Raw genomic sequence first — 23115 nt, 5'->3', positions numbered from 1 at the left:
AGCGGAGCCAATGCGTACCCATTAGCGGCGGCTATAGACGCTGCAGAAAGGGGTCCCGATTGGTGGGCCTGTTGGAATTATTTCCGCTTCGGTGGCTCCAAACAGAGAGATAACAACAACGCGGCGACGGTGCGAATGGCGCCCGTCGCTGGCTTCATTTCGAGAGCATACGGAGATAATCATGGTTGCATCCCACGATCTTTATCAGGATCTTCAGGTCAGCAGAGAAGAAATCCAGAAGCGGCGCGAGCAGGACAGCAAGCTCGACAAGCTGCTGGATGAATACAGCGATCTCGATAATCAGGTGCTTGCTGGCGAGTCCATCTCGGCGGGGGATGTCGAGGACGATGACATCAAAAAGCTGAAAGAAAAACGCCGCGCGGTCAAGGACCGTATTGCCCATCACCTGCAGGGCAAAGGGTAGCCGAAATTACATCCGCGCTGGTCTCGCGACGCACCTGATCGAACAGTACCCGGGCTTCGGGAAACTGGTGCGTCAGCATCGCCAGCCATTGCTTAAAGCGCCCCGGCGCATGCCGGGCCGCCACGCGTTCCTGGGTCTGGCGGAAGAAATCCGCGAACCATGGCTGTAAAGAGTGCCAGCTCATGCTGGCGATGTCCTTTCCAGCCAGTTGTTGGCGAATTTGAGCCGCCAGATCCGGGCACCTCACCAAGCCGCGGCCAATCATGACCGCGTCACAGCCACTGACCTCACGGATGCGTTGGTAGTCCTCGTGGCTCCAGACATCACCATTGGCAATCACCGGCACCTGCACGGCTTCACGTATACGCGCCAGCCACTCCCAGTGCGCCGGTGGCTTGTAACCATCGACCTTGGTGCGTGCATGCACGGCGATTTCCGCCGCGCCTGAATCGGCCAACGCCTGAGCGCAGTCAAGCGCCAGGCTGGTATCGCTGTAACCGAGGCGCATTTTTGCGGTAACCGGAATGGCAGCAGGCACGGCGGCGCGTACGGCTGTGACGATCCTGGCAAGCACCTCCGGGTCCCGTAACAAACCCGCCCCACCGCCGTGACGATTGACCGTCTTGGCCGGACAACCGAAATTCAGGTCCACTGCGGGCGCGCCCATCTGCGCCAACATCGCCGCATTGAACGCCAACCACTCGGGATCCGAGCCCAGCAATTGTGGATGCACCGGCACACCGGCGCGCGTGACCCAGCCGCTCAGGGCTTCCGGTACGATCCGCAGGATGGTGCCCTTGTTCAGCGGCCCCTCGGTTACCCGGATGAATTCACTGACGCAGCGATCGATGCCGCCAATGCGCGTCAGGATATCGCGCATGGGCGCATCCACCAGTCCTTCCATGGGCGCCAGAATGATCACATTGCTCAAACGGGGATGCCCCGCTCCGCCAGCTCATTCAGCAGGCCCTGCTCATCCAGCACTTTCACACCGAGCTGCTGGGCTTTGGCCAGCTTGCTACCCGCCCCTGGGCCAGCAACCACGCAGTGGGTCTTGGCCGACACGCTGCCAGCGACCTTGGCACCAAGGCTTTCCAGATGATCCTTGGCCACATCGCGGGAAAAGGTCTCCAGCGTGCCGGTCAGCACCCAGGTCTGGCCAGCGAGTGGCAGGTTGTCGATACTGGCCTTGGGACTTTCCCAGTGCATGCCAAAATCGCGCAGTTGCTGCTCGACCTCAAGCACCTTCCTACTGCTAGCATCGTCATTAAAATAACTTAACAAGCTATTGATTGCCTTATCATTTAGCCGATCAACTCGCTTGAGTTCGAGCCAGTCAGCCTCGATAATCTGCTGCAGATTGTTGAAGGTCGACGCCAGTCGTTCGGAGCCGGTGCGGGCAATATAAGGGATTTCCAATCGGGTAATAAAATCCGCGAGACTGACATAGGCCGCGTACTCGGGGGAGATATCACCTTCATCCTGTATGTCTACGCCGCGCTCACGCAGCTGCTCCAGAACCTTGAGATTGTGCTCGTCGACGAAGAACGAATGGATCTCGTGGGCGACCTCGTTGCCGATATCAGGGAGATACACCAACACCTCCGGTAGCGCCTGACGAATCCGCTCGAGACTACCCAGCGCCCGCGCCAGCAGTTTGGCGGTCTCCTCCCCTACGTCCGGGATGCCCAGTGCATACACGAACCGCGCAAGCCCCGGACGCTTGCTGTTGTTGATCGCCGTCAGCAGGTTGACGGTGGATGTGTCGGCAAAGCCCTCCAGCTCGATTACCTGCTCGTAGGTCAGCGCATAGAGATCCGCCGGGGACGTGACGTGGCCGGCATCGACCAGTTGCTCGATGATCTTCTCGCCCAGCCCATCGATATCCATCGCCCGACGGGACACAAAATGATTGATCGCTTGCTTCAACTGCGCCTGGCAGATCATCCGCCCCACGCAGCGGTATACCGAGCCCTCGGTATAGGTCTCGCGGCCGCGGCTACGCTTGACCAGACGGGTGCGCTCGACGGCCGAGCCGCACACCGGGCAGGTTTCAGGCACAGCAATCGGTTGGGCATCCGCGGGGCGGCGGTCGCTGACTACCTGCATGACCTGCGGAATCACATCGCCGGCGCGACGAATGATGACCGTATCGCCGATCATCACCCCCAGACGCGCGACTTCGTCCATGTTGTGCAGAGTAGCATTGGACACCGTGACACCAGCCACCTGCACCGGCTTAAGCCGCGCGACAGGTGTTATGGCACCGGTACGACCCACCTGAAACTCCACCGCCAGCACCTCGGTCAGCTCTTCACTGGCGGGAAACTTATGCGCAATGGCCCAACGCGGTTGCCGGGCGCGAAAGCCCAGCTCACGCTGATAGCCCAGATCATTGACCTTGAACACCACCCCGTCGATTTCGTAACTCAGGTCGTTTCGACGCTCGCCAATATCCCGGTAATAGTCGAGACAACCCTGAATGCCACTCACCCGCTTCAGCTCAGGACTGATCGCCAGCCCCCAGGTCTTCACAGCCTCAAGGATGGCGGTCTGGGTACGCGGCAGTTCACCCTCGAAACGGCCAATGCCATAGCAGCAGAACTCCAGCGGACGGCGGGCGGTGATGCTGGAATCGAGCTGGCGTAAGGAACCGGCGGCAGCATTGCGCGGGTTGGCAAAGGTTTTTGAGCCTTCGCTGCGTGCGCGTTCGTTCAGCGCGTCGAAACCCGCTTTGCTCATATAGACTTCGCCACGCACCTCCAGCACTTTCGGCCAGTCATCGCCACGCAGTTTCAACGGAATATTGCGGATGGTCCGCACGTTGGTGGTGATGTCCTCGCCCTTGCTGCCATCGCCGCGGGTAGCGCCGCGCACCAGGTAACCGTCCTCGTACAGCAGACTGACTGCGAGACCGTCGAGCTTGGGTTCGCAGCAGTATTCGATTTCTGCGCCGAATAGATCATCAGCCGGCATATCCAGACCGCGCCGTACGCTGCGGTCGAAGTCGAGCATATCGCTCTCTTCGAAGGCGTTGCCCAGGCTGAGCATGGGTACTTCGTGCTGGACGGTGCCGAATCCCGCGGCCGGTGCCCCACCGACACGCTGGGTTGGCGAATCAGGCAGAATCAGCTCCGGATTAGCCTCTTCCAGCGCACTGAGTTCGTTAAACAGGCGATCGTATTCCGCGTCGGGAACGGAAGGCTCATTGAGCACGTAGTAGCGATGGTTGTGCTCGTTGATCTGCTCACGCAGTTGTTGGGCACGCAGCGCCGGATCGGGAGTTAGGATCATGGTCGGTCAAATCGTCCGAGGCGAAACAAGGGGGTGATTGTACAAGGAAGCGGGTGGAGACGGCAGTGTTTGGGGAGCGTCGGCAATTCCGTGGGGGTGTCGCCTCGGAACGATGCTGGCTGATAGGCAAGCCAATGTGGTTGTATCAAACCCGGGGCGCCCTGCGGTCGCCATTCGCGGCGACTCGCCCCTCCCACGACGAACTTCTCACCCGTCGGCAACGCGGAGTTGAGCTATGCACCGAGCGTCACACACATAAAAACCCCGTGGGAGTGTCGCCCTCGGCACGACGCTGGCCGAAAGGCCAGCCAATGCAGAGTGCACCAAACCCGTGGAAGTGTCGCCTCGGGGCGCCGAACCGTCGGCACGACGCTGGCCGACAGGTCAGCCAATGTAGAGCGCAGCCTGCGCCGTACAAAGCCGTTGCCCCAAGGCGCCCCTACAAATCCCGGGGCAAGCTAAAGATCAGCGCGAGCGACGCTGACTAAAACGCTTGCGCTCATACTCAGCAATGCGTTGGCGATAATGTTCGATGGTTTGCGCGGTGAGTACGCTGCGCTGTTCATCCTTGAGATCCCCACCCAGCTCATGGGAGAGCTTGCGTGCGGCAGCGATCATAAGATCAAGCGCCTGCTTGGGATGGCGTGGGCCGGGTAAGCCCATGAAGAAGCTGACGGCACGCACATAGGTGCTGTCCATTTCGTCAAGATCGAACACACCGGGCTTCAAGGCATTGGCCATGGAGAACAGCACATCACCATTGCCACTCATGCTCTCGTGGCGGTGGAAGATATTCATCTCCCCATGGCGCAGGCCGCTTTCGAGAATATTCTGCAGCAACGCCGAACCGGGGAAACCCAGCTCGTCCCGCGCGACCACATTGATGACGAACACCTCTTCGACGGGCGGTAGCTCTTCCTTCGCCGCGGCTGGCTCGGAAGCCAGGCCTGGCTCCACGCGAACTGGTGGTTCGTTCTTGCCAATGACGCGTGCTTCACGGCGCGGCATATCCGGCACGCGCGGGCTGACCTTGCGCGGACGCGAGGTGCCGCGCGTATCCTGCGACGTAGGCGGCTCGGGAATGTCATCCAGATTCAGCCCCCCGAGATCTATATTGGCCTGCTCGGCCTGCTCCTGCACCGCCGCATCCTCGCCCAGATCGTCCAGCGCTGACAGGTCGCGTCCGAAGGACGGCTCTGATCGGTCCTTCTGGCCGATCACGCGCGGCGGCCCCAGCAAGTCATCTGCCGGGGGGGCCTCGGAGTCTTCGTTCAGATTGCGTTCGAGTTTGATACGTATACGCGAGCGGCCGCCCATGCGTCGCCATCCGTCAAACAAGATACCGGCGATCACCAACACGCCGATAATGATAAGCCACTCACGTAAACCGAAATCCATGAATTCCTGTTCCTGTTATGCCAATTCTTTCAGATGAGACGGCCTCTGAAGGCCGTCCGGAAATAATTACGAAGAGCTGTGGTCTATTCAAGCTTCTGCCCCAAACGGCACCTGCTTCAAGCCACAATGAAACGTGTGCAGACCCTAACACGAGCTCGCGAAACTTTACACTGCAGCCAGCGCTGCTGCCTCCTCGACATCCACTGTGACCAGTCTTGAGCAGCCAGGTTCATGCATGGTTACGCCCAGTAACTGATCAGCCATTTCCATGGCTATCTTGTTATGAGTGATATAGATGAACTGCACCCGGGCAGACATCTCTTTTACAATCCTGGCGTAGCGCCCCACGTTGGCATCATCAAGCGGCGCGTCCACCTCGTCGAGCATGCAGAACGGCGCCGGATTCAGCTGAAAGATGGAGAACACCAGCGCAATGGCGGTCAGTGCTTTTTCCCCACCAGACAGCAGATGGATGGTGCTGTTCTTCTTGCCGGGCGGCCTCGCCATGATTGCCACCCCGGTATCCAGCAGGTCATCACCGGTCAGTTCCAGGTAGGCATTGCCGCCGCCAAACACCTTGGGAAATAGTGCCTGCAGCCCCTCATTGATCTTGTCGAATGTTTCCTTGAAGCGACTGCGTGTTTCCCGGTCGATCTTGCGGATGACTTGCTCAAGCGTGTCGAGCGCTTCCGCAAGGTCGGCATTCTGTGCATCAAGATAGCGTTTGCGTTCAGACTGCTGCTCGTATTCGTCGATAGCTGCCAGGTTGATCGGCCCCAGTCGCTGAATGCGCGCATCCAGCTGGGCAAGCTCCTGCTCCCAGTCAGACTCAGTCGCATCGTCAGACAGTGTCGCGAGCACTCCGTTCAGATCATAGCCTGATTCAAGCAATTGCTCTTGCAGCCCCTGCCGACGCGTCTGCAGATCCCGGGCGTTCAGTCGTTGTTCGTCCAGTTGACCGCGCACTTGCTGGGCTTGTTGTTCGGCCTGGCTACGACGTCGATCCTGCTCGCGGATCTGCTGATCGACTGCTTCCAGTGACTGGCGAGCCGTGGCCAGATCCTGCTCTGCCTGAACACGCTGCTCAAGCAGTGACGCGAGCTCGATGCGCTGGTCATCCTCCGGCGCCTGATTGTCCTCGAAGGTCAGACGCAGCTCTTCCCTGCGCTCGGCCAGTCGTTCAACCTGAATCGTCAGACGCTCCAGGCCCTGCGACGTGGATTCGCGCTGGGCCCGCAGCGACTGCGCCTGCAGTTCCAGCTGGTGGGAGCGATCCTTGTGCTGACGCGTTTGCTGGCGCGCCTGGTCCAGTGCTGCGCGGGCCTGATCTCGGCGCTGCAGCAAGGTTTCGCGCTGCTCGGCGTCTAAGGCCATGTGCTCCAGCGCGGCCTCAAGGGTCATGCGCGCTTCACCGATCTGCTCCAGTTCGTCGGCGCGTTGCAGACGAATGTCTTCCAGGTCTTCATCAATACGCTGGCGGCGTGCATTGAGCTGCTCCAGGCGCACTTGCCGCGCGGAGCATTGCGCCTTGATCTCGCCCTGCTCACGCGATGTGCGCGCCAGCTCCTGCTGTAGCGTGTCGCGTTGCTGCTCCAGCCGGCGCACCTGCTCCTGAAGCGAAGCAATGTGTTCCTCGCCATGGGCTAGCAGCGCCTGCTGTTCTTCGATGTTTGCCTGCAGCTGCTCCATCTCCTGTTGCCGGGCCAGCACGCCGGTTTCGCTGGCGCCCCCGCGTTTGATCCGCAGCCAGTTCGGGCCGACCCACTGCCCGTCGGCGGTGATCAATGACTCATGGCTGGCCAGGGTCGAGCGCCGGCTCAATGCCTGCTCCAGCGAGTCGCAGGCTGTTACCGGCGCGAGCCAGGGTGCGAGATCCACGGACGATGTGACTTTCTCCAGCAGCGAACCGGATGGCGACGCGGCGGTCGCCCTCGAGCGCATACCGTCCAGCACGCGCAGACTGCCCTGCGCGAAGGTCGAACAGAGTCCGGCGATGGCGCCCAGATCGTCGAGACTGACCGCTTGGAGATCGTCGGCGAGCACCGTTTCGACCGCGCTTTCCCAACCGGGCTCAACCTGTAGCTGCGCCGCCAGTTGCGGCCGCTCCCCCAGCCCCTGCTGCCGCAACCAGTCGCGCACACCGGCTCCATGATCAAGCGCGGCTTGTTGCAGGGCTTCGAGCGATGCCATCCGACCGCTGTGACGCTGCAGCTCACCGCGCCGGATCTCGGCTTCCTGCGTCAGGGCTGCCAGCGCATCGCGCTCCTGGCGCAGCGTGTCGCCGAGCGCTTCCAGCTGCTGCTGATCGGCTTCGCCGCGTAGCTCCAGCTCCGCCAGCTGTTCGTTCAGCTCGGTCAGTTCATCGCCGAGCGGGCCTGCAGTTAACGTGGCGCGTTCTTCTTCGAGCCGCTGGATACGCTCAGCCAGGCGCTCCGTTGCCTGCTCCAGATGGCGGATACGGGCTTGCTCCACCTCTGCCTGCTGCCGTGGCGAGGCTGATTGCTGATTGAATTGGTCCCAGGCTGACTGCCATTCCTGCATGGCGTGCTCGGTGTCTTGCAGTTGCTGCGCCGTTTCCTCATCTGCCGCGGCGGACATCTCCAGTTCCGGCTCGATCTCGGCCAGCTCGCTATGCAGATCCGCCAATAGCGCCTGATCCTGGGTGAGATGGCTCTGCGTCTCCTGCCAGGCCTGCTCGGTACGGTCGATGTCCGCCTGCAGCTGGCTCTGGCGATCACGGTTGAACTGCAAGGTCTGCTCGATGCGGCTGATGTCCGCGCCCACGCTGTAATAACGCGCCTGCACACGGTTGAACGACTCGGTGAGATCCAGATGCTGGTCGCGTTGCTTCTCCATCTGGCTATCGGCGTTGCGCTGCTCGGCGATCAGCGCCTCCAGCGCAATCTCCAGCTCGCGCACGCGATGTTCACGTTCAACAACCAGCCCATCAAGTGTCTGCCAGCGCAGCGCCTGCAGCTGCGCCTTGAGCTGGCGCTCGCTGGCCTTGTATTCCTTGTATTTCACCGCGGACTGGGACTGACGCTGCAGGTGACCGAGCTGACGTTCCAGTTCGTCGCGCAGGTCGGTCAGGCGGGCGAGATTTTCATGCGTACGGCGGATGCGGTTTTCGGTCTCGCGGCGGCGTTCCTTGTATTTGGAAATGCCAGCAGCCTCTTCGATGAACAGGCGCAGCTCATCGGGCTTGGCCTCGATCAGCTTGGAGATCATCCCCTGCTCGATGATCGAATAACTGCGTGGCCCCAGTCCGGTACCCAGAAAGATGTCAGTGATATCGCGGCGGCGGCACTTGGTGCCGTTCAGGTAGTACTGATTCTGCGCCTCGCGGGTGACCTTGCGGCGTATGGATATCTCGTTATATGCGGCGTATTCGCCCTTGAGCGTCCCGGCGCTGTTGTCGAAGACCAGTTCGATCGACGCCTGACCCACCGGCTTGCGGCTATTAGAGCCGTTGAAGATGACATCAGTCATGGATTCGCCACGCAGGTTCTTGGCCGAACTTTCGCCCATGACCCAGCGCACCGCATCGATGATGTTCGACTTGCCGCAGCCATTCGGGCCCACGACAGCGCCCATATTGGTCGGGAAGTAGACGGTGGTGGGATCGACAAAGGATTTGAAGCCCGCCAGCCTGATGCATTTCAATCGCATTAAAGTTGCTTGTCCTTGCGTGCAGTTGCGATGCGTTGCTGCCTGCATCGCCTCCAACAAAGGTGCATTTTTACCCACTAAGCCGTTGAAAGAGAAGCCCTTGCACCCGGTGCCTGCAAAAAACCGGACGCTACGGCGCCAAACAGGCAGTATCCAGGCCCAATACATCAGCATCTTGCTGGTTCGGCATCGATGGCAAGGCAATAGTACCTTCGCGCGCTAGGGTCTGTTGCCGTTTCGTCGCGGCCGCGACGGAGGCCCGTTTGGTGCAGAACAAGGCGCGAGGAGCGTAGTTTGGTTGTTCCAAAAGAGCGACGAGTAACGCAGTGCTGCGCCAAACGGGCCCCGTCCCTTCGGGTTGCGTGTCAAATGACGCCATGCGGCGTTGCGGGACTTGGCAAGGGAACAACCATTACCTGCGTCCCGCGCCTTGCCTGGCGTCATTTGACACAGCAACGCGGCTCCCGCCGAAACGGCAACAGACCCTAGCGTTAAAATGCCCACTGCGGCACAATTTGCGCCCCGTGAATTATGTTAGGGACGCCATCATGGCCGCGCAGCCGGATCTGGACAGTATCTACAGCAAACTGATGAACGAGGACGACGTCCGGGTTTGCAAGGATATACCGGACAGCGCCTGTAATGGCGTGCCGCAGAATTTCTTCCTTCAGGTGGCAGCCAATACGCTGACCAGCCTGGGCGATACCCTCATCAATCCAAAGACAACACTCACCTGGCTGATGGGCGTGGTGGGCGCACCCGTGGCCATGGTTGCCTGGCTGGTGCCTATTCGCGAGTCCGGCTCGATGTTGCCGCAGCTACTGATCGCCGCGCGCATCCGCCGTCATGCCATGCGCCGCGGCGTCTGGATTCTGGGCAGTCTGTTGCAAGCGCTCATGCTATTAGCGCTCGGTGCAGTGGCCTGGTTGTTCGAGGGCGCGCTGGCCGGGGGCCTGATCATCGCCTGCCTGGTGTTGTTCAGTCTGGCCCGCGGGCTCTGCTCCGTCGCTGGCAAGGACGTGATCGGCAAGACTGTCCCCAAGACCCGACGCGGCCGGCTCAACGGCCTGGCAAGCAGTCTGTCCGGCTGGGCGGCTCTGGCGTTCGGTATATATTGCATGCTCTGGCCACCGACCGACGATGATGTGCTGTTCTATGCTGGCCTCCTGGCCGCCGCCGCCTTGTTATGGGTGATCGCCGCCTGGATCTATCGACACATAGACGAGCAGCCAGGGGCGACCGAAGGCGGCGAGAACGCGATTCGCGAAGCCTTCGCCCGCATGGGCCTGCTGCGCACCGACACGGCGTTTCGGCGCTTCGTAATCACCCGTGCGCTGCTGCTCTGCTCTGCCCTGTCAGCGCCCTACTACGTTCTGCTGGGGCAGGACATCCAGTCCGGTGTCGGCATGCTCGGTGCCTTTCTGGTCGCCAACGGACTGGCGAATAGCCTCAGCGCCATGGTTTGGGGCCGCATGGCCGACCGTTCGAGCAAACGCGTGTTAATCTCCGCTGCCTATATTGCAAGCCTGTTGGGCCCCGTGGTGCTGGCGCTGCATTTCTGGGACGGTTTGCCCGCTGCACTGCACGCCTGGCTGTTCCCGGTAGCATTCTTCGTGCTCGGCATAGCCCACAGCGGCGTGCGCGTCGGACGCAAGACCTATGTACTGGACATGGCTGAAGGCAATCGCCGTACGGATTACGTCGCTGTGGGCAATACCTTTATCGGCGGCATACTGCTGGCTACCGGCGTGTTTGGTCTGCTGAGCACGCTGATCGGCGCTGCCGGCATGTTGCTGCTACTTTCAATGGTAGGTTTGGCCGGCGCTGTGCTGGCTCGCTCGCTGCCTGAAGTCTGATTACTCACTTGATGGGATCATTACATGTCTGAAACACACCACGGAACCCCGAACCAGGGACTTCCGTTAACGCGCATCATCGGCCTGTTCCTCGGACCATTGCTGCTGATCATGACGCTGGTGCTGCCAGCACCCGCCGGGATGAGCATAGAGGCATGGCATGCGCTGGGACTCATGTTGCTGTTGGCCAGCTGGTGGTCCACTGAGGCAATCGCGATTCCCGCTACGTCCTTGCTGCCTATCTGCCTTATTCCGGCACTGGGCCTGGGCAGCGTCGCCCAGGCGACGGCGCCCTATGCCAACCCCATCATCTTTCTGTTCATGGGCGGCTTCGTGCTGGGGCTGGCCATGCAGCGCTGGAACCTGCACAAGCGCATCGCGCTGGTCACCCTGCTGGCCGTGGGCAGTCAGCCCAAGCGCCAGGTAGCGGGCTTCATGATTGCCACGGCATTTTTGAGCATGTGGGTGAGCAACACCGCCACTACCATCATGATGCTGCCGATCGGCCTGTCCGTGGTCAGCATGATGGGCAACGAAAGCTCCGAGCCAATCCGCCGTTACTCCTCGAACCTGCTGCTGGCGATTGCCTATGCAGCCAGTGTCGGCGGTATCGCCACCTTGATCGGTACACCGCCGAACGCGCTGCTTGCAGCCTATCTGGCCGAGACCCATGACATCCAGGTGGGCTTCGCGCAGTGGATGCTGATTGGCGTGCCCGTTTCCTTCACCATGCTGTTGGTCGTGTGGTGGATGCTGACCCGCAAGGACTTCGGTTTGGACAGCGAATCAGCCAATAGCTCGACGCTGCTCAGGGAGCATCTGGCAGAGCTGGGCCCCATGAGCAAGGGTGAGAAACTGGTCGCGATTGTGTTCCTGGCCACAGCCCTGTCCTGGATCTTTCAGCCGGTTCTCTCGGAGACGCTGATTCCCTGGCTTAACGACACCGTGATCGCCATCGCCGCGGCGATCGTGATGTTCCTGATTCCCGTCGATACCAAGAGTCGCGTATTCCTGATGGACTGGGAAACCGCCCAGAAAATGCCCTGGGGCGTACTGCTGCTGTTCGGCGGCGGCCTGGCACTGGCGTCGGTCATTACCTCCTCCGGGCTGGCGGTGTGGATTGCCGAAAGCATGTCGATCATGAGTGTATTGCCGATCATCGCCATGGTTATTCTGATCACCACGGTGATCATCTTCCTCACCGAAGTGACCAGCAACACCGCCACCGCAGCAGCCTTCCTGCCGCTGCTCGGCGCCCTGGCAGTGGGTCAGGGTGTATCGCCCATCCTGTTCGCCGTGCCCGCCGCGATCGCCGCCAGCTGCGCCTTCATGATGCCGGTCGCAACACCGCCGAATGCCATTGTGTTCGGTAGCGGACACATCAAGATCAGCGACATGATCCGCGCTGGTTTTGCGCTCAATCTCGCGGGTGTGGCTATTGTTACGGTGATTGGTTATCTGCTGATGGGCTTTGTGTTTGGGGTTTGATCGTTAATCTCTAGCATGCCCCAACCGCCGTCCTTGTGACGGCGGTTTTGGTTTTGTAGGGATTGTCGTACACGGAACGCCTTGTCGCGTCAGCGTGTGCGACAACGTCGAGGTAGGTGCAAGCTGGATTAGCTGGTCTTGCGACCAGCATCGCCCCGGGGGCGGGCCTCGCACGGGTGAATGCTGCTATTTAATTTGTTCACTTGTTACGGGAAGCGCGTCGGACTGGGCTTGGTGGGAGGGGCGCCTCGGGGCGCCGAACCGTCGCCGCGATGCGTCCGCAGGACGCCCGGTTCACAACCACACCGCATCCCAATGCGGATAATCTGCAACAGAATCGACAATCCCAGCCCGTATCGGATTGGCAACAACGTATCTCGCCATGGCCTTTAAATCATGTTCCTGCCGCAGCGCTCGATCATGAAATCCATCCTGCCAGATCGCTCGGCCAAGCCGCCTCGCTGCAATCCCTTTAACTCTGCCTACTACGTGCGATAGAGCCTCGTCATTCAGTTGTACCATCCAATGGAAATGGTCGGGCATGACGACGAAGGCCCAGGTCCGAACCTGTTTCAGCTCGGACTCTGCGCGAAAAACGTTAATCAATGTTCGAGCGTTCGCAAGTTTTGCGAAGACGGGCTCTCTGTTCAAGGTGACAGCCGTGATCAGGTATAGGCGTCCGGGCTCGGAAGTCCGGCCTATGCGTAGATCGCGGGAATGCCCTTTTGAATTCTTCAATCGCTCGCCCTGGTTCTTGGTCAGGGCAATTGAACATCATGGAGAGCTATGGATCTGTGATCTGAGGCTAAATAAGCGAAACGGTCAGGTTCCAGGTGTTCTTCGAACACCATCGCCCCGAGGGCGGGCCTCCCACGGAGCGATGCGCAATTACAGGGAATCGGTAGGCGGGGCGCCTGGTGACGCCACGGCGGCGTCCGCAGGACGCCTTTGTTGCAGCCTTACTGTACCGCAGTATCCACCCGCAGCAACACTTGATCCTCAGCACCTACTTTAACGCCACCCAGGGTCTCCTGATGGGTGCCTTGCGTGGCGTCGCCTTCGGGTGACACGCGGGCGATGAGTTCCAGGGTCTGGCCGGTGTTCAGCCTGACGTCGGGCAGCATGGCGTCGGAGGAGCTCAATATCACGTCGGCCGGCAATTCGTTGAGCGCGAAGCGGCGCGCTACCAGAGGCATTGGCGGGCCGGCTGGGTCGCGGGCGAACAGGAAGACCACCGCGCCGTCATCCAGCTCGGCAGTGACCTCATCGCTGAGTTCAAGGCGTACCCGAATCACGGCGGATTCGTCGACCTCAGGTTGCTCCGCAGCTGCCTCAGTCGAATCCATTCCCAAACGTTCACGCGCGCGATCAATCCCACCTTGAATGGCTTGCGCGCCAGCACCGCCGGCTGGCATGCCGGCCAGAAGCCGTTCCCAGTAGCCGATGGCACCGGTGTATTCGCCTGCTTCGAAGGCAGCAATCCCCAGCAAGCCTAATGCGGTCGGCTCGTCCGGATCCAGCTCCAGTGCCTTATCCAGCGCCGCTGCGGCTTCGGTATCCAGCTGGTTACCTGCCGCAAAGAAACGTGCCTGCGCCAGTTGTGACAGTACTTCTGGCCGCTCGCCGATGTGCTTGAGACTGCTCTCGAAGGCACCTATGGCACGGCCTGGCTGCTGCGCCGACATGTAGCCACGGCCAAGCATAAACCAGGCTTCGCCATTATCAGGCTGGACCTCAGTGATGCGCTCCATGCGGTCAATCATATGCTCGAGACTGGCCGGCTCAGGACTTTCCTGCAGTTCGCGGTACAGCGCCAGACCCGCCGGATTGCCCCAGCTCATGTACAGGCCGAAGACGACCAACGGCAACAAACCGGCGGCAATAAACAGCAATAGCGGGCTGCCCCGGCGCGTTTCAGTTCGCCGGCCATCAGCTTGGGCGGTATCTTCCAGCAGCAGGCGACTGGCTTCCTCCGCGGTGGACTCGCGCTGTTCAGACGTAATTTCACCGGCTGCAACCTGAGCATTCAGTTCAGCCAGGCGCTCTTCATACAGGGTGACGTTCAAGGTGGTGCGGTCAACTGTTGCGCTGCGGTGGTGCCGCCAGACTGGCCAAAGTACCGCTGCAACACCCAGAATCAGCAACAGGGCGCCGTAAATCCATAAATCAGTCATCAGAATTCTTCTTCTCCAACAGGGCTCGCAGGCGGTGCTGTTCGTCAACGGTCAGGTGCCCGGCGTGTGTGTCACGCATGGCGCGTTGGCGCCGGCGCAGCATGACTGCCAGCGAGACCAGACCGATCAGCAAAAACAGGGCAGGACCGAACCAGAGCACAATGGTCTGAACGGTCAGAGCAGGTTTGTAGCGTACAAAATCGCCATAGCGCGCGACCATGAACTCGACGATCTCTTCGTCACTCTCCCCTTCATCGAGCAGTCGGAAGAGTTCGCGGCGCAGGTCAGTGGCCACCGGCGCGTCGGAATCGGCGATATTCTGGTTTTGGCACTTCGGGCAGCGCAGCTCACCGCTGAGCGAGTAGAAACGCTTGCGCTGGTCCTCGGTTTCGAACTCAAAGGTATCCACTGCCGCCTGGCTGACACCCACCATCAAGGCCAGCACCAGTGACATCCAGATATGCCTGATCATGGCTGGGCTCCGTCTACCAGAGCCTGATAACGCGGTTGTAATTCGCGCTCCCAGACCCGTTCATCGACAACGCCAATGAATTTGTAGCGGATCACGCCTTCGGCATCGATGAGGAAAGTTTCCGGCGCGCCGTATACACCCAGATCAAGGCCAAGACGCCCTTCCGCATCGCTGATATTCAGCTGATAGGGATCGTGGAACTCCTTCAGCCATTTCTGCGCAGAGGGATTTTCATCCTTGTAATTAACCCCGTGGATCACCACGCCCTGCGCAGCCAGCTTGTTAAGCACCGGATGCTCGACGCGGCACGCTACGCACCAGGTCGCCCATATGTTGACCAGGGCAGGCCTGCCGATAAGATCATCGTTTGTGAGCATCTGACTCTGGTCTTCGACAGTCGCCAGACTGAACGCCGGAAACGGCTTGCCAATCAAGGCCGAGGGCAATACAAGAGAAGTCGAAGGCTGCATGCCTAGGGCGGCGGCCTCCTCGTTCTCGCGCTTCTTGTCCATCAGCGCGTTCATGAAGAAGCCAACCAGCCCGAGAAACAGCACCAATGGAATGATCAGATAAAGTCTGCGCATCACGCTGTCTCCGGTGCCAGGGCTTGCGGCTCGGTTTCCCGGCGCTTGATGCGCAGGCGGTAACGTTTGTCGGTCGCAGCCAACAGGCCACCAAACGTCATCATCAACCCGCCCAGCCAGATCCAGCGCACAAAGGGTTTGATATGCACACGCATGGCCCAGGCGCCATCATCCAGCGGCTCCCCCATGGCGACAAACAGGTCACGGGTAAAGCCCGGATCAATCGCGGCCTCGGTCATCAGCTGATTTTGCACGGTATACAGCCGCTTCTCAGGGTGCAGAACGGTAATCTGGCGATCGCCCTTGTATATCTCGACGGTTGCCTGGTCAGACTCCCAGTTCGGCCCCTGCAGATGCGCCGCCCCCTGATAGACGAAGCGATAACCACCCAGCTCCAGCGAATCGCCCGGCGCCATGCGCAGATCGCGCTGGCTGTCGAACAGACTGGCTCCCACGATGCCCACCGCACAAACGGCCATGCCAATGTGCGCTGCGGTCATGCCCCAGAAGCTGCGTGGCAGTGCTCGCATGCCTTTGACCAGACCCTTGTTGCGCGTCTTGTGCAATATGTCGCGAATACTCACGCCGACTACCCAGAACACCAGGAACAGCATGCTGCCGACGGCCAAGTGATGGTCGCCAATCCAGACGGCCAGACCAATCGCGCCTACTGCCGAGAATACCAGCACCCATTTCAGCTGCCCGAACAGCCATTTTAAGGGTGTGTCCTTCCAGCGGCTGAGCATGCCGACGCCCATGGCGAGCATCAGCAGCGCCATCAACGGCAGGAACAAGGCGTTAAAATACGGAGGTCCCACCGATACCAGGGTGCCGGTCAAGCCATCCAGTACCAGCGGATACAGTGTGCCGAGCAAGATCATCAGCGCGGCGACCACCAGAATGACGTTATTAACCAGCAGGAAGGTTTCCCGCGACCAGAGCGCAAAACCGATCTGGCTTTTCACCGACGGGGCGCGCAAGGCATACAGTGCCAGCGAACCGCCGACCACGACCATCAGGAAACCAAGGATAAACACACCTCGCTCCGGATCGTTGGCAAAGGCGTGAACCGAGGTCAGCACCCCGGAACGGACCAGGAAGGTGCCCAGCAAACTTAACGAGAACGCTGCAATAGCCAGCAACACCGTCCAGCTCTTGAACACGCCGCGTTTTTCGGTAACCGCCAGCGAGTGGATCAGCGCCGTGCCGACCAGCCAGGGCATGAAGGAGGCGTTTTCAACCGGGTCCCAGAACCACCAGCCACCCCAGCCAAGCTCGTAATAGGCCCACCACGAGCCAAGAATGATGCCCAGCCCGAGAAAGGCCCAGGCAACAATGGTCCAGGGCCGCGACCAGCGCGCCCAGGCGGCATCAAGCCGACCGCCGAGCAGGGCGGCAATGGCGAAGGCGAAGGCGACGGAGAAGCCGACATAACCCATATACAACATGGGCGGATGCACAATCAGACCGAAATCCTGCAGCAGCGGGTTCAGGTCATTGCCATCGGCCGGATGAAACGGCAACTGTCGGTCGAAGGGATTAGAGGTCATCAGCATGAACAGCATGAAGCCGACGCTGATCATCCCCATCACGGCCAGGACCCGAGCGAGCATCTCCTCGGGCAGATCGCGTGAAAAGATCGCTACGGCAAAGGTCCAGGCAGACAGTATCAGCGCCCATAACAGCAACGAACCCTCGTGTCCGCCCCAGACCGCGCTTATCTGGTAATACCAGGGCAGTGCGGAGTTCGAGTTGAGCGCCACATAGGACACGCTGAAGTCATTGGCCAGGAAGGATTGCACCAGACAGAGGAAGGCAAACAGTACAAACAATCCCTGCGCCATGGCCGCTGGCTGCGCGAAGCTCATCGCCAGGCTGTCGCCGCGCCAGGCGCCATATAATGGGACCGTGGCCTGCAGCACTGACAGGAACAGCGCAATGATCAGCGCAATCTGACCCAGTTCGGGAATCATTTGGCCTCCGGACTAGCGGCTGAGCTGGCATCGAGTTTCATCTGGTTGACCTTATCCATCGCCTGCGCAACCTCCGGCGGCATGTATTCTTCATCATGCTTGGCCAGCACTTCATCGGCTACCAGCATGCGATTTTCGTCCAGTTTGCCCAGGGCGACTATGCCCTGCCCTTCACGGAACAGATCCGGAAGAATGCCGCTGAAGGCAACCAGCACTTCTTCAGCGCCATCGCCGACCTTAAAGCGCACGTCCAGACTGTCACGTGAACGTTCCAGACTGCCGTCTACCACCAATCCACCCGCCCGAATCCGCGTATCGATCGGCGCATGGCCGGTCGCGATTTCTGACGGTGTGTAGAACAGATTGATGTTCTGCTGCAGGGCGCTGAGAGCCAGGGCCACTGCAATCCCGATCCCGACCAGGGCCAGCAGGATAAGGCTCAGACGTTTCTTGCGTTGCGGGTGCATCAAGTCATCTCCCGGCGCCGACGACGCGCCTCTTCATTTACCAAACGCCGACGTGCCAGCCAGGGCTGCAACACGTTCAGCGACAAGACCACCAGGGTGATGGCATAGGAAGACCAGACAAAGGCTCCATGCCCGCCCATGGCGAGAAATTCAGACACAGCATTCACAACATCTTCTCCATTGCTTCGCGGGCCCAACGCGTGCGGTTCTCGCGGCGCAGGATCTCGACCCGCATGCGCATCAGCAAGCTGACAGTGAACAGGGCATAAAAGCCCAGCACCATCAGCAGCAGCGGCAACCACATTTCCACCGGCATTGCCGGCTTCTCCGTGATCTTGAAGGTGGCTGGCTGGTGCAACGTATTCCACCAATCGACTGAGTACTTGATGATTGGAATATTCACCACGCCAACGATAGCCAACACGGCAGTGGCCTTCGCCGAGGTCTCGCGATTACTGATCGCCTGCCCCAGCGCAATAATGCCGAAATACAGAAACAGCAGAATCAGCATGGACGTCAGGCGCGCATCCCAGACCCAGTAGGTGCCCCAGGTCGGCTTGCCCCAGATGGCCCCGGTAACCAGCGCAATGAAGGTCATCCAGGCGCCGATGGGCGCAGCACACTTGAGCGCCACATGCGCCAGCTTCATCCGCCAGACGAGTCCGACGATGCCCGCCACCGCGAGCATGATGTAACACGACTGCGCCACGAAAGCCGCCGGCACATGTATATAAATGATACGGAAGCTGTTGCCCTGCTGGTAATCCTGCGGAGCAAAGAACAGCCCCCACACGCTACCGACCAGCAACAGCAGTACGCCTGCCGCCGTGAACCAGGGCAACCAGCGTCCGCTGATCTCGAAGAACCACTTGGGCGAACCCAGTTTGTGGAAGAAACTCCAGTTCATGCTTGACCTATTCCATCAATCATTCGCTCACCCCGATGCGCAATCCGGCAGCAATCGCCACCGGCGCCAGACTCAGAGACAACACCGCCAGACAACCCAACCACAAGGCATAGCCTGCGACCGGCATTCCCTGTAACGAGGCCTCGATCGCTCCGGTACCCAGAATAAGCACCGGAATGTACAGGGGCAGAATCAAAAGCGCGAGTAATACCCCGCCGCCTTTGAGACCGACAGTCAATGCCGCACCCACCGCGCCCAGCAAACTCAGCACTGGCGTGCCCAGCAGCAGACTCAGGCACAGGACCGGCAATACCGATACAGGCAGCGCCAGCATCAGGCCGAACAAGGGCGCCAACAGCACCATTGCCAACCCGGACACCAGCCAGTGATGCAGTACTTTTACCAGAACCATCATCGCCAGGGGATGCGGCGAAAGCACCCACTGCTCAAGGGAGCCATCTTCGTGGTCGCTGCGAAACATTCCGTCCAGGGACAACAGGGTGGCCAGCAAGGCCGCCACCCAGATCACCCCGGGGGCCATGGTGCGCAGCATGCCCGGCTCAGGTCCAACGGCCAGCGGAAACAGACTGATAACGATGGCGAAGAACACCAGCGGGTTGAGCAGATCCCCCGGACGGCGCCAGGCCAGGCGCCATTCGCGGCAGAATAATAGCCAGACGATCTGGCGCATCAGGCAACCTGCCCGAGATCAAGCCGGCGCAGACTGTCGATATGGTCAAGGCTGTGATGGGTAGTGAGGATTACCAAGCCGCCTCGCTCCGCATGGGCCAGCACATGTTGCTCCAGTGCCGCGACGCCGGCCCTGTCGATAGCGGTGAAGGGTTCATCGAGTATCCATACCGGGTGCGCTTCGAGATACAGCCTGGCAAGTGCCACGCGCCGTTGTTGCCCGGCCGACAAGGTGTGGCAAGGGACATCCTCGAAGCCACGTAACCCGACCTGCGCCAGTGCATCGCTGATGCGCTGCCCCTCGACCGGCTCACTGAGTGCGCACAGCCAGCTGAGATTCTCCTCGGCGGTGAGATTGGCTTTGATCGCCGGGGCATGCCCAATAAACAGACGACTGTTGCGCCACTGCTCGCGTCCTCTGCCCGCAAAGGTAGAGGCGCCGCCATAACGCACATCGCCCGCGACGGCTGGCAGCAGCCCTGCGAGAATCCGTAACAGGCTGGTCTTGCCGGAGCCATTCGGACCGGCCACCTGCAACACGTCACCGGCCTGCAACGCAAAGGACAGGTCGGAAAACAGCTCCCGCTGGTCGCGCTCACAGGTCAACTCGTGTATTTCAATAGGCAGTGATTTCACTGTCTCTCCAGGTTGGCGCAGCCGGGATAATACAGCCAGATTCATGTTCGCAGGCGTTCAGCCGCTATACTCTTGGTGCGCCTGAACAGCGCATTCTGGCCAGTTCTTATCGGGAGGCCATTATACATACAGCCCTTCGGTGAAGGGCCCTGATTTATATCAAGTTGTGGCGCCATGACATCTGACTTCCGCCTGCCCTCCATCGCTAGCCCGCCTGCTTCCGGGCCTGCCAGCCGCCCAACGGCTGCTGCGAGTATTGCGCTGCAACTGCTGCGGCCTATTGACGCACAGATCCTGGATGCCGGCGGCACAGCCAAAGCCGAGGTCATCAGCAGCACCGCCCGCGCGGGCCAGTTCGAGTTATTACTGCGCATCGCCCGGTCCGATGGCTTGCCACCCGCCGAACTCAAGGTCAGCAGCCGCGAGCAGGTTCCCAGTGGCACCCAGCTGCTGGTGCAAGCGCTGAATCAGACCCGGATGATCGCATCGGTGCAGGCAGTCGCCGCAACCAGCGCGGCGCTCAATACCCCGCTCACGCGCCTCGATCCTGGCCAGTTTCCACCCAACACCAGCCTGCAGGCCCGGGTATTGACGCAACAGGTCATCGAAACCGGCGTTCAGCAGCGATTTGCGTTGCTTGCGCGCATCGTACAGGGCGCGGGCAGCGGGTCAACCCTCTCGCTGGTCAGCAGCAAACCGGTGGAACCCGGCACGCTGTTACAGGCCACCGTTGGCGCCTCCGGCGAGTTGCGGGTAGCGGCTCCCACCGAGCAGCTCCGGCAGTTGGCTGTCTCGCTGGGCCTGCGCGATAGCCTGCAGCGTCAGGCCTCGGCTGAACCGCTCATGGCCCAACTGGAGCGCATCGTCAGCGCAGCGCCGGAGCGTTTGCAGCCGTCCATGCGCCAGGTATTGATGCACGTGACCACCTTCGCCCAACTGAGTACCGAAGCGGGTGTGGCGCAGGCCGTCAAACAGAGTGGCCTGTTCCTGGAAAACAATCTGGCGATGCTGGCCAACGCCCTGAAAACCCGTCCGGGCGGCAGCGAGCTCCCGACTGGGCAATCGCCAGCCGTGCAACTGCCCCCCTTGAGCAAGGTGCTTGCACTGCTCGCCGGGCTGGCGACGCCGCCTGGCGTCGAACCGCTGCCTGGTGCGGATCTCAAGGCGTCACTGACCAATCTGCTACTGACGCTGCAGCAACAACTGCCACCTGAAAGCCGCGCTTTACTGGCGTTGCCGCCTGGGCCCTGGCAGAAAATACCGGGTATCAGGCCCGGCGCGTTCCCGCTGCCATCGCGCATTCTGCAGAACATGAGCGAAACGCCGGATCTCGGCAGTCTGTTGCGTCTGACCGCCGCCCTGCTCTCGCGGATACAGCACCACCAGTTGCAAAGCCTTGGCCAGAGCCAGAGTTTTGCCGATGGCAGCAGCCAGACGGTCTGGCAGCTTGAGATTCCGCTGCGTGACGGCCAGCAGTTCAACCATGTGCAGGTGCGTGTCCAGCGTGACGACGCGGCGCCGTCGAAAAAGACAGCCGAGCCGGTACCCCACTGGGAAGTACGATTGGCGTTTGATCTGGACCCACTGGGTCCGCTGCAGGCAATTGCCCGCCTGTATAAAGGCAGAGTGAGCAGTGAATTCTGGGCCGAACGGCCAGGCACGCTGAACCTGCTCGACAGCGAACTGAATCACCTGCGCGATCGCCTGCTGGCCAAGGGGCTGTCGGTAGGCGAGTTAAGCTCGCACCAGGGCACGCCGCCGCCACCGAGGCAGGCTGTACAGCAAAATTGGGTGGATGAGATAACCTGATGACCGATCCTAAACAGGCCATAGCGCTGGTATACGACGGCGAGCAGACCCCGACCCTGACAGCCAAGGGCGAAGGTGATCTGGCCGAGCAGATCGTACAGCTGGCGATGGAATACGAAGTGCCGATCTACGAGAACGCTGATCTGGCGAAGATGCTGGCGCGCATGGAACTCGGTGATGAAATTCCCGAGGAGCTCTACCGTACCATCGCCGAGATCATCGCCTTTGCCTGGTTCCTTAAAGGCAAGGCACCGGCAGGCTTTGCTCCGCCAGAGGATGATTTTTTCTGATGGGTAGAGGATTCAGACAGACAGGATCGACTCAGGATCTGTCCTGCCGCGCGGCATGCAACCGCGCCACCAGTTCGGCCTCAGCCTTTGACAGGCCACAGGACTGGGTGACGTCCTCGATGCTTGCGCCCAGACCCACCAGCCGCGCGGCCTGGTTGTAAGGCATGGACTGCGGGTCATGCTGCTCGAAGCGCTGCTGTTTATCGTCGATGCGCTGGAGTTGATCACGTAACGCAACCAGCTCCTCGCCCATGCCAATGGTGCCCTGCTGGTAGCCGCTGATGTCCTTGAGCAGCTGCTCGATCCGCAGACGCTGCGCGGCGTCCTGCTCATCAAGACGCGTTGCCAGGCGGCGATACCCCACAGCCAGGGCAGCCAGGGCGGCAATAACCAGCCCCAGACCCAACCCCAGCAGTAATACCAGCCCTGATTCAGCCATCTCGATCAAAAGCCCTGCAACTCGGCCCACTCATCCTCGGTCATCATCTTTTCCAGATCGACCAGGATCAGTAGCTCGTCATTCTTGTTGCACACGCCCTGAATGAACTTGGCAGACTCGTCGGTACCCACATTGGGCGCCGTCTCGATCTCTGATTGCTTCAGGTACACCACTTCGGCAACGCTATCGACGAGGATACCTAGCACCTGTTTGTCTGCCTCGATGATCACTACGCGGGTCGCGTCGGTGATCGGCGACGGGCTCAGCCCAAAGCGCTGACGCGTATCGATCACCGTGACGACGTTGCCGCGCAGGTTGATGATGCCCAGCACATAGGAAGGCGCGCCTGGCACCGGCGCGATCTCGGTGTAACGCAGTACTTCCTGAACCTGCATGACATTGATGCCATAGGTCTCGCTGTCCAGGTGGAAAGTCACCCACTGCAGGATCGGATCTTCGGCGCTTTGTGCGGTGTGGTTATTCATCTGTCATTTCCCGATCTATGTAAAAGACCCGGCGCGTGGTCCCTGCGCAGGGCGAATGAT

The 23115-nt window shown here is 60.5% G+C and carries 21 protein-coding genes; 5 read left to right on the top strand and 16 right to left on the bottom strand.

From position 1 onward, the window contains the following. Nucleotides 1-181: 181 nt before the first annotated feature. Nucleotides 182-424, top strand: coding sequence for a hypothetical protein (locus FHK95_RS17525; RefSeq protein WP_150305932.1), 243 nt, complete (start codon nt 182-184; stop codon nt 422-424). Here the strand turns inward: FHK95_RS17525 and FHK95_RS17520 are convergent. From FHK95_RS17520 to smc, 4 genes are all read right to left on the bottom strand, one after another. Further along, complete coding sequence (locus tag FHK95_RS17520) at nt 384-1328, bottom strand: tRNA dihydrouridine synthase (protein ID WP_150305953.1); 945 nt, start codon at nt 1326-1328, stop codon at nt 384-386. The genes FHK95_RS17525 and FHK95_RS17520 overlap by 41 nt on opposite strands. Nucleotides 1329-1351: 23 nt before the next feature. Beyond that, nucleotides 1352-3718: an NAD-dependent DNA ligase LigA gene (gene ligA / locus FHK95_RS17515; RefSeq protein WP_150305931.1), complete on the bottom strand. Its 2367-nt coding sequence runs from the start codon at nt 3716-3718 to the stop codon at nt 1352-1354. A gap of 465 nt (nt 3719-4183) precedes the next feature. After that, a complete protein-coding gene (gene zipA, locus FHK95_RS17510; RefSeq protein ID WP_150305930.1) occupies nt 4184-5116 on the bottom strand; it encodes a cell division protein ZipA in 933 nt (310 codons plus the stop codon). Nucleotides 5117-5281: 165 nt separating this feature from the next. Beyond that, on the bottom strand, nt 5282-8785 hold the full coding sequence (gene smc / locus FHK95_RS17505; protein WP_150305929.1) for a chromosome segregation protein SMC: 3504 nt from the start codon (nt 8783-8785) through the stop codon (nt 5282-5284). 548 nt (nt 8786-9333) lie between these two features. On the opposite strand from smc, the gene FHK95_RS17495 reads away from it, so the two are divergent. Continuing rightward, nucleotides 9334-10641: an MFS transporter gene (locus FHK95_RS17495; RefSeq protein ID WP_206668613.1), complete on the top strand. Its 1308-nt coding sequence runs from the start codon at nt 9334-9336 to the stop codon at nt 10639-10641. Nucleotides 10642-10665: 24 nt separating this feature from the next. Continuing rightward, on the top strand, nt 10666-12129 hold the full coding sequence (locus FHK95_RS17490; protein WP_150305927.1) for an SLC13 family permease: 1464 nt from the start codon (nt 10666-10668) through the stop codon (nt 12127-12129). A gap of 294 nt (nt 12130-12423) precedes the next feature. On the opposite strand, the gene FHK95_RS17485 is transcribed toward FHK95_RS17490, so the two are convergent. The 10 genes from FHK95_RS17485 to ccmA form a co-directional block, all read right to left on the bottom strand. After that, the gene (locus FHK95_RS17485) at nt 12424-12867 is read right to left on the bottom strand and encodes an REP-associated tyrosine transposase (RefSeq protein WP_150305926.1); all 444 of its coding nucleotides are present in this window, start codon (nt 12865-12867) and stop codon (nt 12424-12426) included. 221 nt (nt 12868-13088) lie between these two features. Continuing rightward, nucleotides 13089-14303, bottom strand: coding sequence for a c-type cytochrome biogenesis protein CcmI (gene ccmI / locus FHK95_RS17480; RefSeq protein WP_150305925.1), 1215 nt, complete (start codon nt 14301-14303; stop codon nt 13089-13091). Continuing rightward, nucleotides 14296-14772: a cytochrome c-type biogenesis protein gene (locus FHK95_RS17475; protein ID WP_150305951.1), complete on the bottom strand. Its 477-nt coding sequence runs from the start codon at nt 14770-14772 to the stop codon at nt 14296-14298. Before FHK95_RS17475 ends, ccmI begins: the two co-directional genes overlap by 8 nt. Further along, nucleotides 14772-15359 carry a DsbE family thiol:disulfide interchange protein gene (locus FHK95_RS17470; RefSeq protein WP_150305924.1) on the bottom strand — a complete coding sequence of 196 codons (588 nt, stop codon included), beginning with the start codon at nt 15357-15359 and terminating at the stop codon, nt 14772-14774. The genes FHK95_RS17475 and FHK95_RS17470 overlap by 1 nt, the downstream gene beginning before the upstream one ends. Then, complete coding sequence (locus tag FHK95_RS17465) at nt 15359-17332, bottom strand: heme lyase CcmF/NrfE family subunit (protein WP_150305923.1); 1974 nt, start codon at nt 17330-17332, stop codon at nt 15359-15361. Before FHK95_RS17465 ends, FHK95_RS17470 begins: the two co-directional genes overlap by 1 nt. Then, nucleotides 17329-17799 (bottom strand): cytochrome c maturation protein CcmE, encoded by a 471-nt coding sequence (gene ccmE / locus FHK95_RS17460; RefSeq protein WP_150305922.1) that lies wholly within the window; start codon nt 17797-17799, stop codon nt 17329-17331. Before ccmE ends, FHK95_RS17465 begins: the two co-directional genes overlap by 4 nt. Then, nucleotides 17799-17966, bottom strand: coding sequence for a heme exporter protein CcmD (gene ccmD, locus FHK95_RS17455; RefSeq protein WP_408003644.1), 168 nt, complete (start codon nt 17964-17966; stop codon nt 17799-17801). Before ccmD ends, ccmE begins: the two co-directional genes overlap by 1 nt. Next, nucleotides 17963-18706 (bottom strand): heme ABC transporter permease, encoded by a 744-nt coding sequence (locus FHK95_RS17450; protein ID WP_150305921.1) that lies wholly within the window; start codon nt 18704-18706, stop codon nt 17963-17965. The genes ccmD and FHK95_RS17450 overlap by 4 nt, the downstream gene beginning before the upstream one ends. Before the next feature lie 19 nt (nt 18707-18725). Continuing rightward, nucleotides 18726-19397: a heme exporter protein CcmB gene (gene ccmB / locus FHK95_RS17445; protein WP_150305920.1), complete on the bottom strand. Its 672-nt coding sequence runs from the start codon at nt 19395-19397 to the stop codon at nt 18726-18728. Beyond that, a complete protein-coding gene (gene ccmA / locus FHK95_RS17440; protein WP_150305919.1) occupies nt 19397-20077 on the bottom strand; it encodes a cytochrome c biogenesis heme-transporting ATPase CcmA in 681 nt (226 codons plus the stop codon). Before ccmA ends, ccmB begins: the two co-directional genes overlap by 1 nt. A 129-nt stretch (nt 20078-20206) precedes the next feature. Between ccmA and fliK the strand changes: the two genes are divergently transcribed. Together fliK and FHK95_RS17430 are read left to right on the top strand one after the other, a co-directional pair. Beyond that, on the top strand, nt 20207-21841 hold the full coding sequence (fliK, locus tag FHK95_RS17435) for a flagellar hook-length control protein FliK (protein ID WP_150305918.1): 1635 nt from the start codon (nt 20207-20209) through the stop codon (nt 21839-21841). Continuing rightward, nucleotides 21841-22131 (top strand): EscU/YscU/HrcU family type III secretion system export apparatus switch protein, encoded by a 291-nt coding sequence (locus FHK95_RS17430; protein WP_150305917.1) that lies wholly within the window; start codon nt 21841-21843, stop codon nt 22129-22131. Before fliK ends, FHK95_RS17430 begins: the two co-directional genes overlap by 1 nt. A gap of 31 nt (nt 22132-22162) precedes the next feature. On the opposite strand, the gene FHK95_RS17425 is transcribed toward FHK95_RS17430, so the two are convergent. Together FHK95_RS17425 and FHK95_RS17420 are read right to left on the bottom strand one after the other, a co-directional pair. Beyond that, nucleotides 22163-22600 (bottom strand): DUF2802 domain-containing protein, encoded by a 438-nt coding sequence (locus FHK95_RS17425; protein WP_235906821.1) that lies wholly within the window; start codon nt 22598-22600, stop codon nt 22163-22165. After that, nucleotides 22576-23055 carry a chemotaxis protein CheW gene (locus FHK95_RS17420; protein ID WP_150305916.1) on the bottom strand — a complete coding sequence of 160 codons (480 nt, stop codon included), beginning with the start codon at nt 23053-23055 and terminating at the stop codon, nt 22576-22578. Before FHK95_RS17420 ends, FHK95_RS17425 begins: the two co-directional genes overlap by 25 nt. Between the last annotated feature and the right edge of the window lie 60 nt (nt 23056-23115).

This window comes from Pseudomonas saliphila, assembly GCF_008638345.1.
Taxonomy (GTDB): domain Bacteria; phylum Pseudomonadota; class Gammaproteobacteria; order Pseudomonadales; family Pseudomonadaceae; genus Halopseudomonas; species Halopseudomonas saliphila.
Note: the sequence above shows the minus strand (reverse complement) of the source record. Positions and strands in the feature narration are given on the sequence as shown.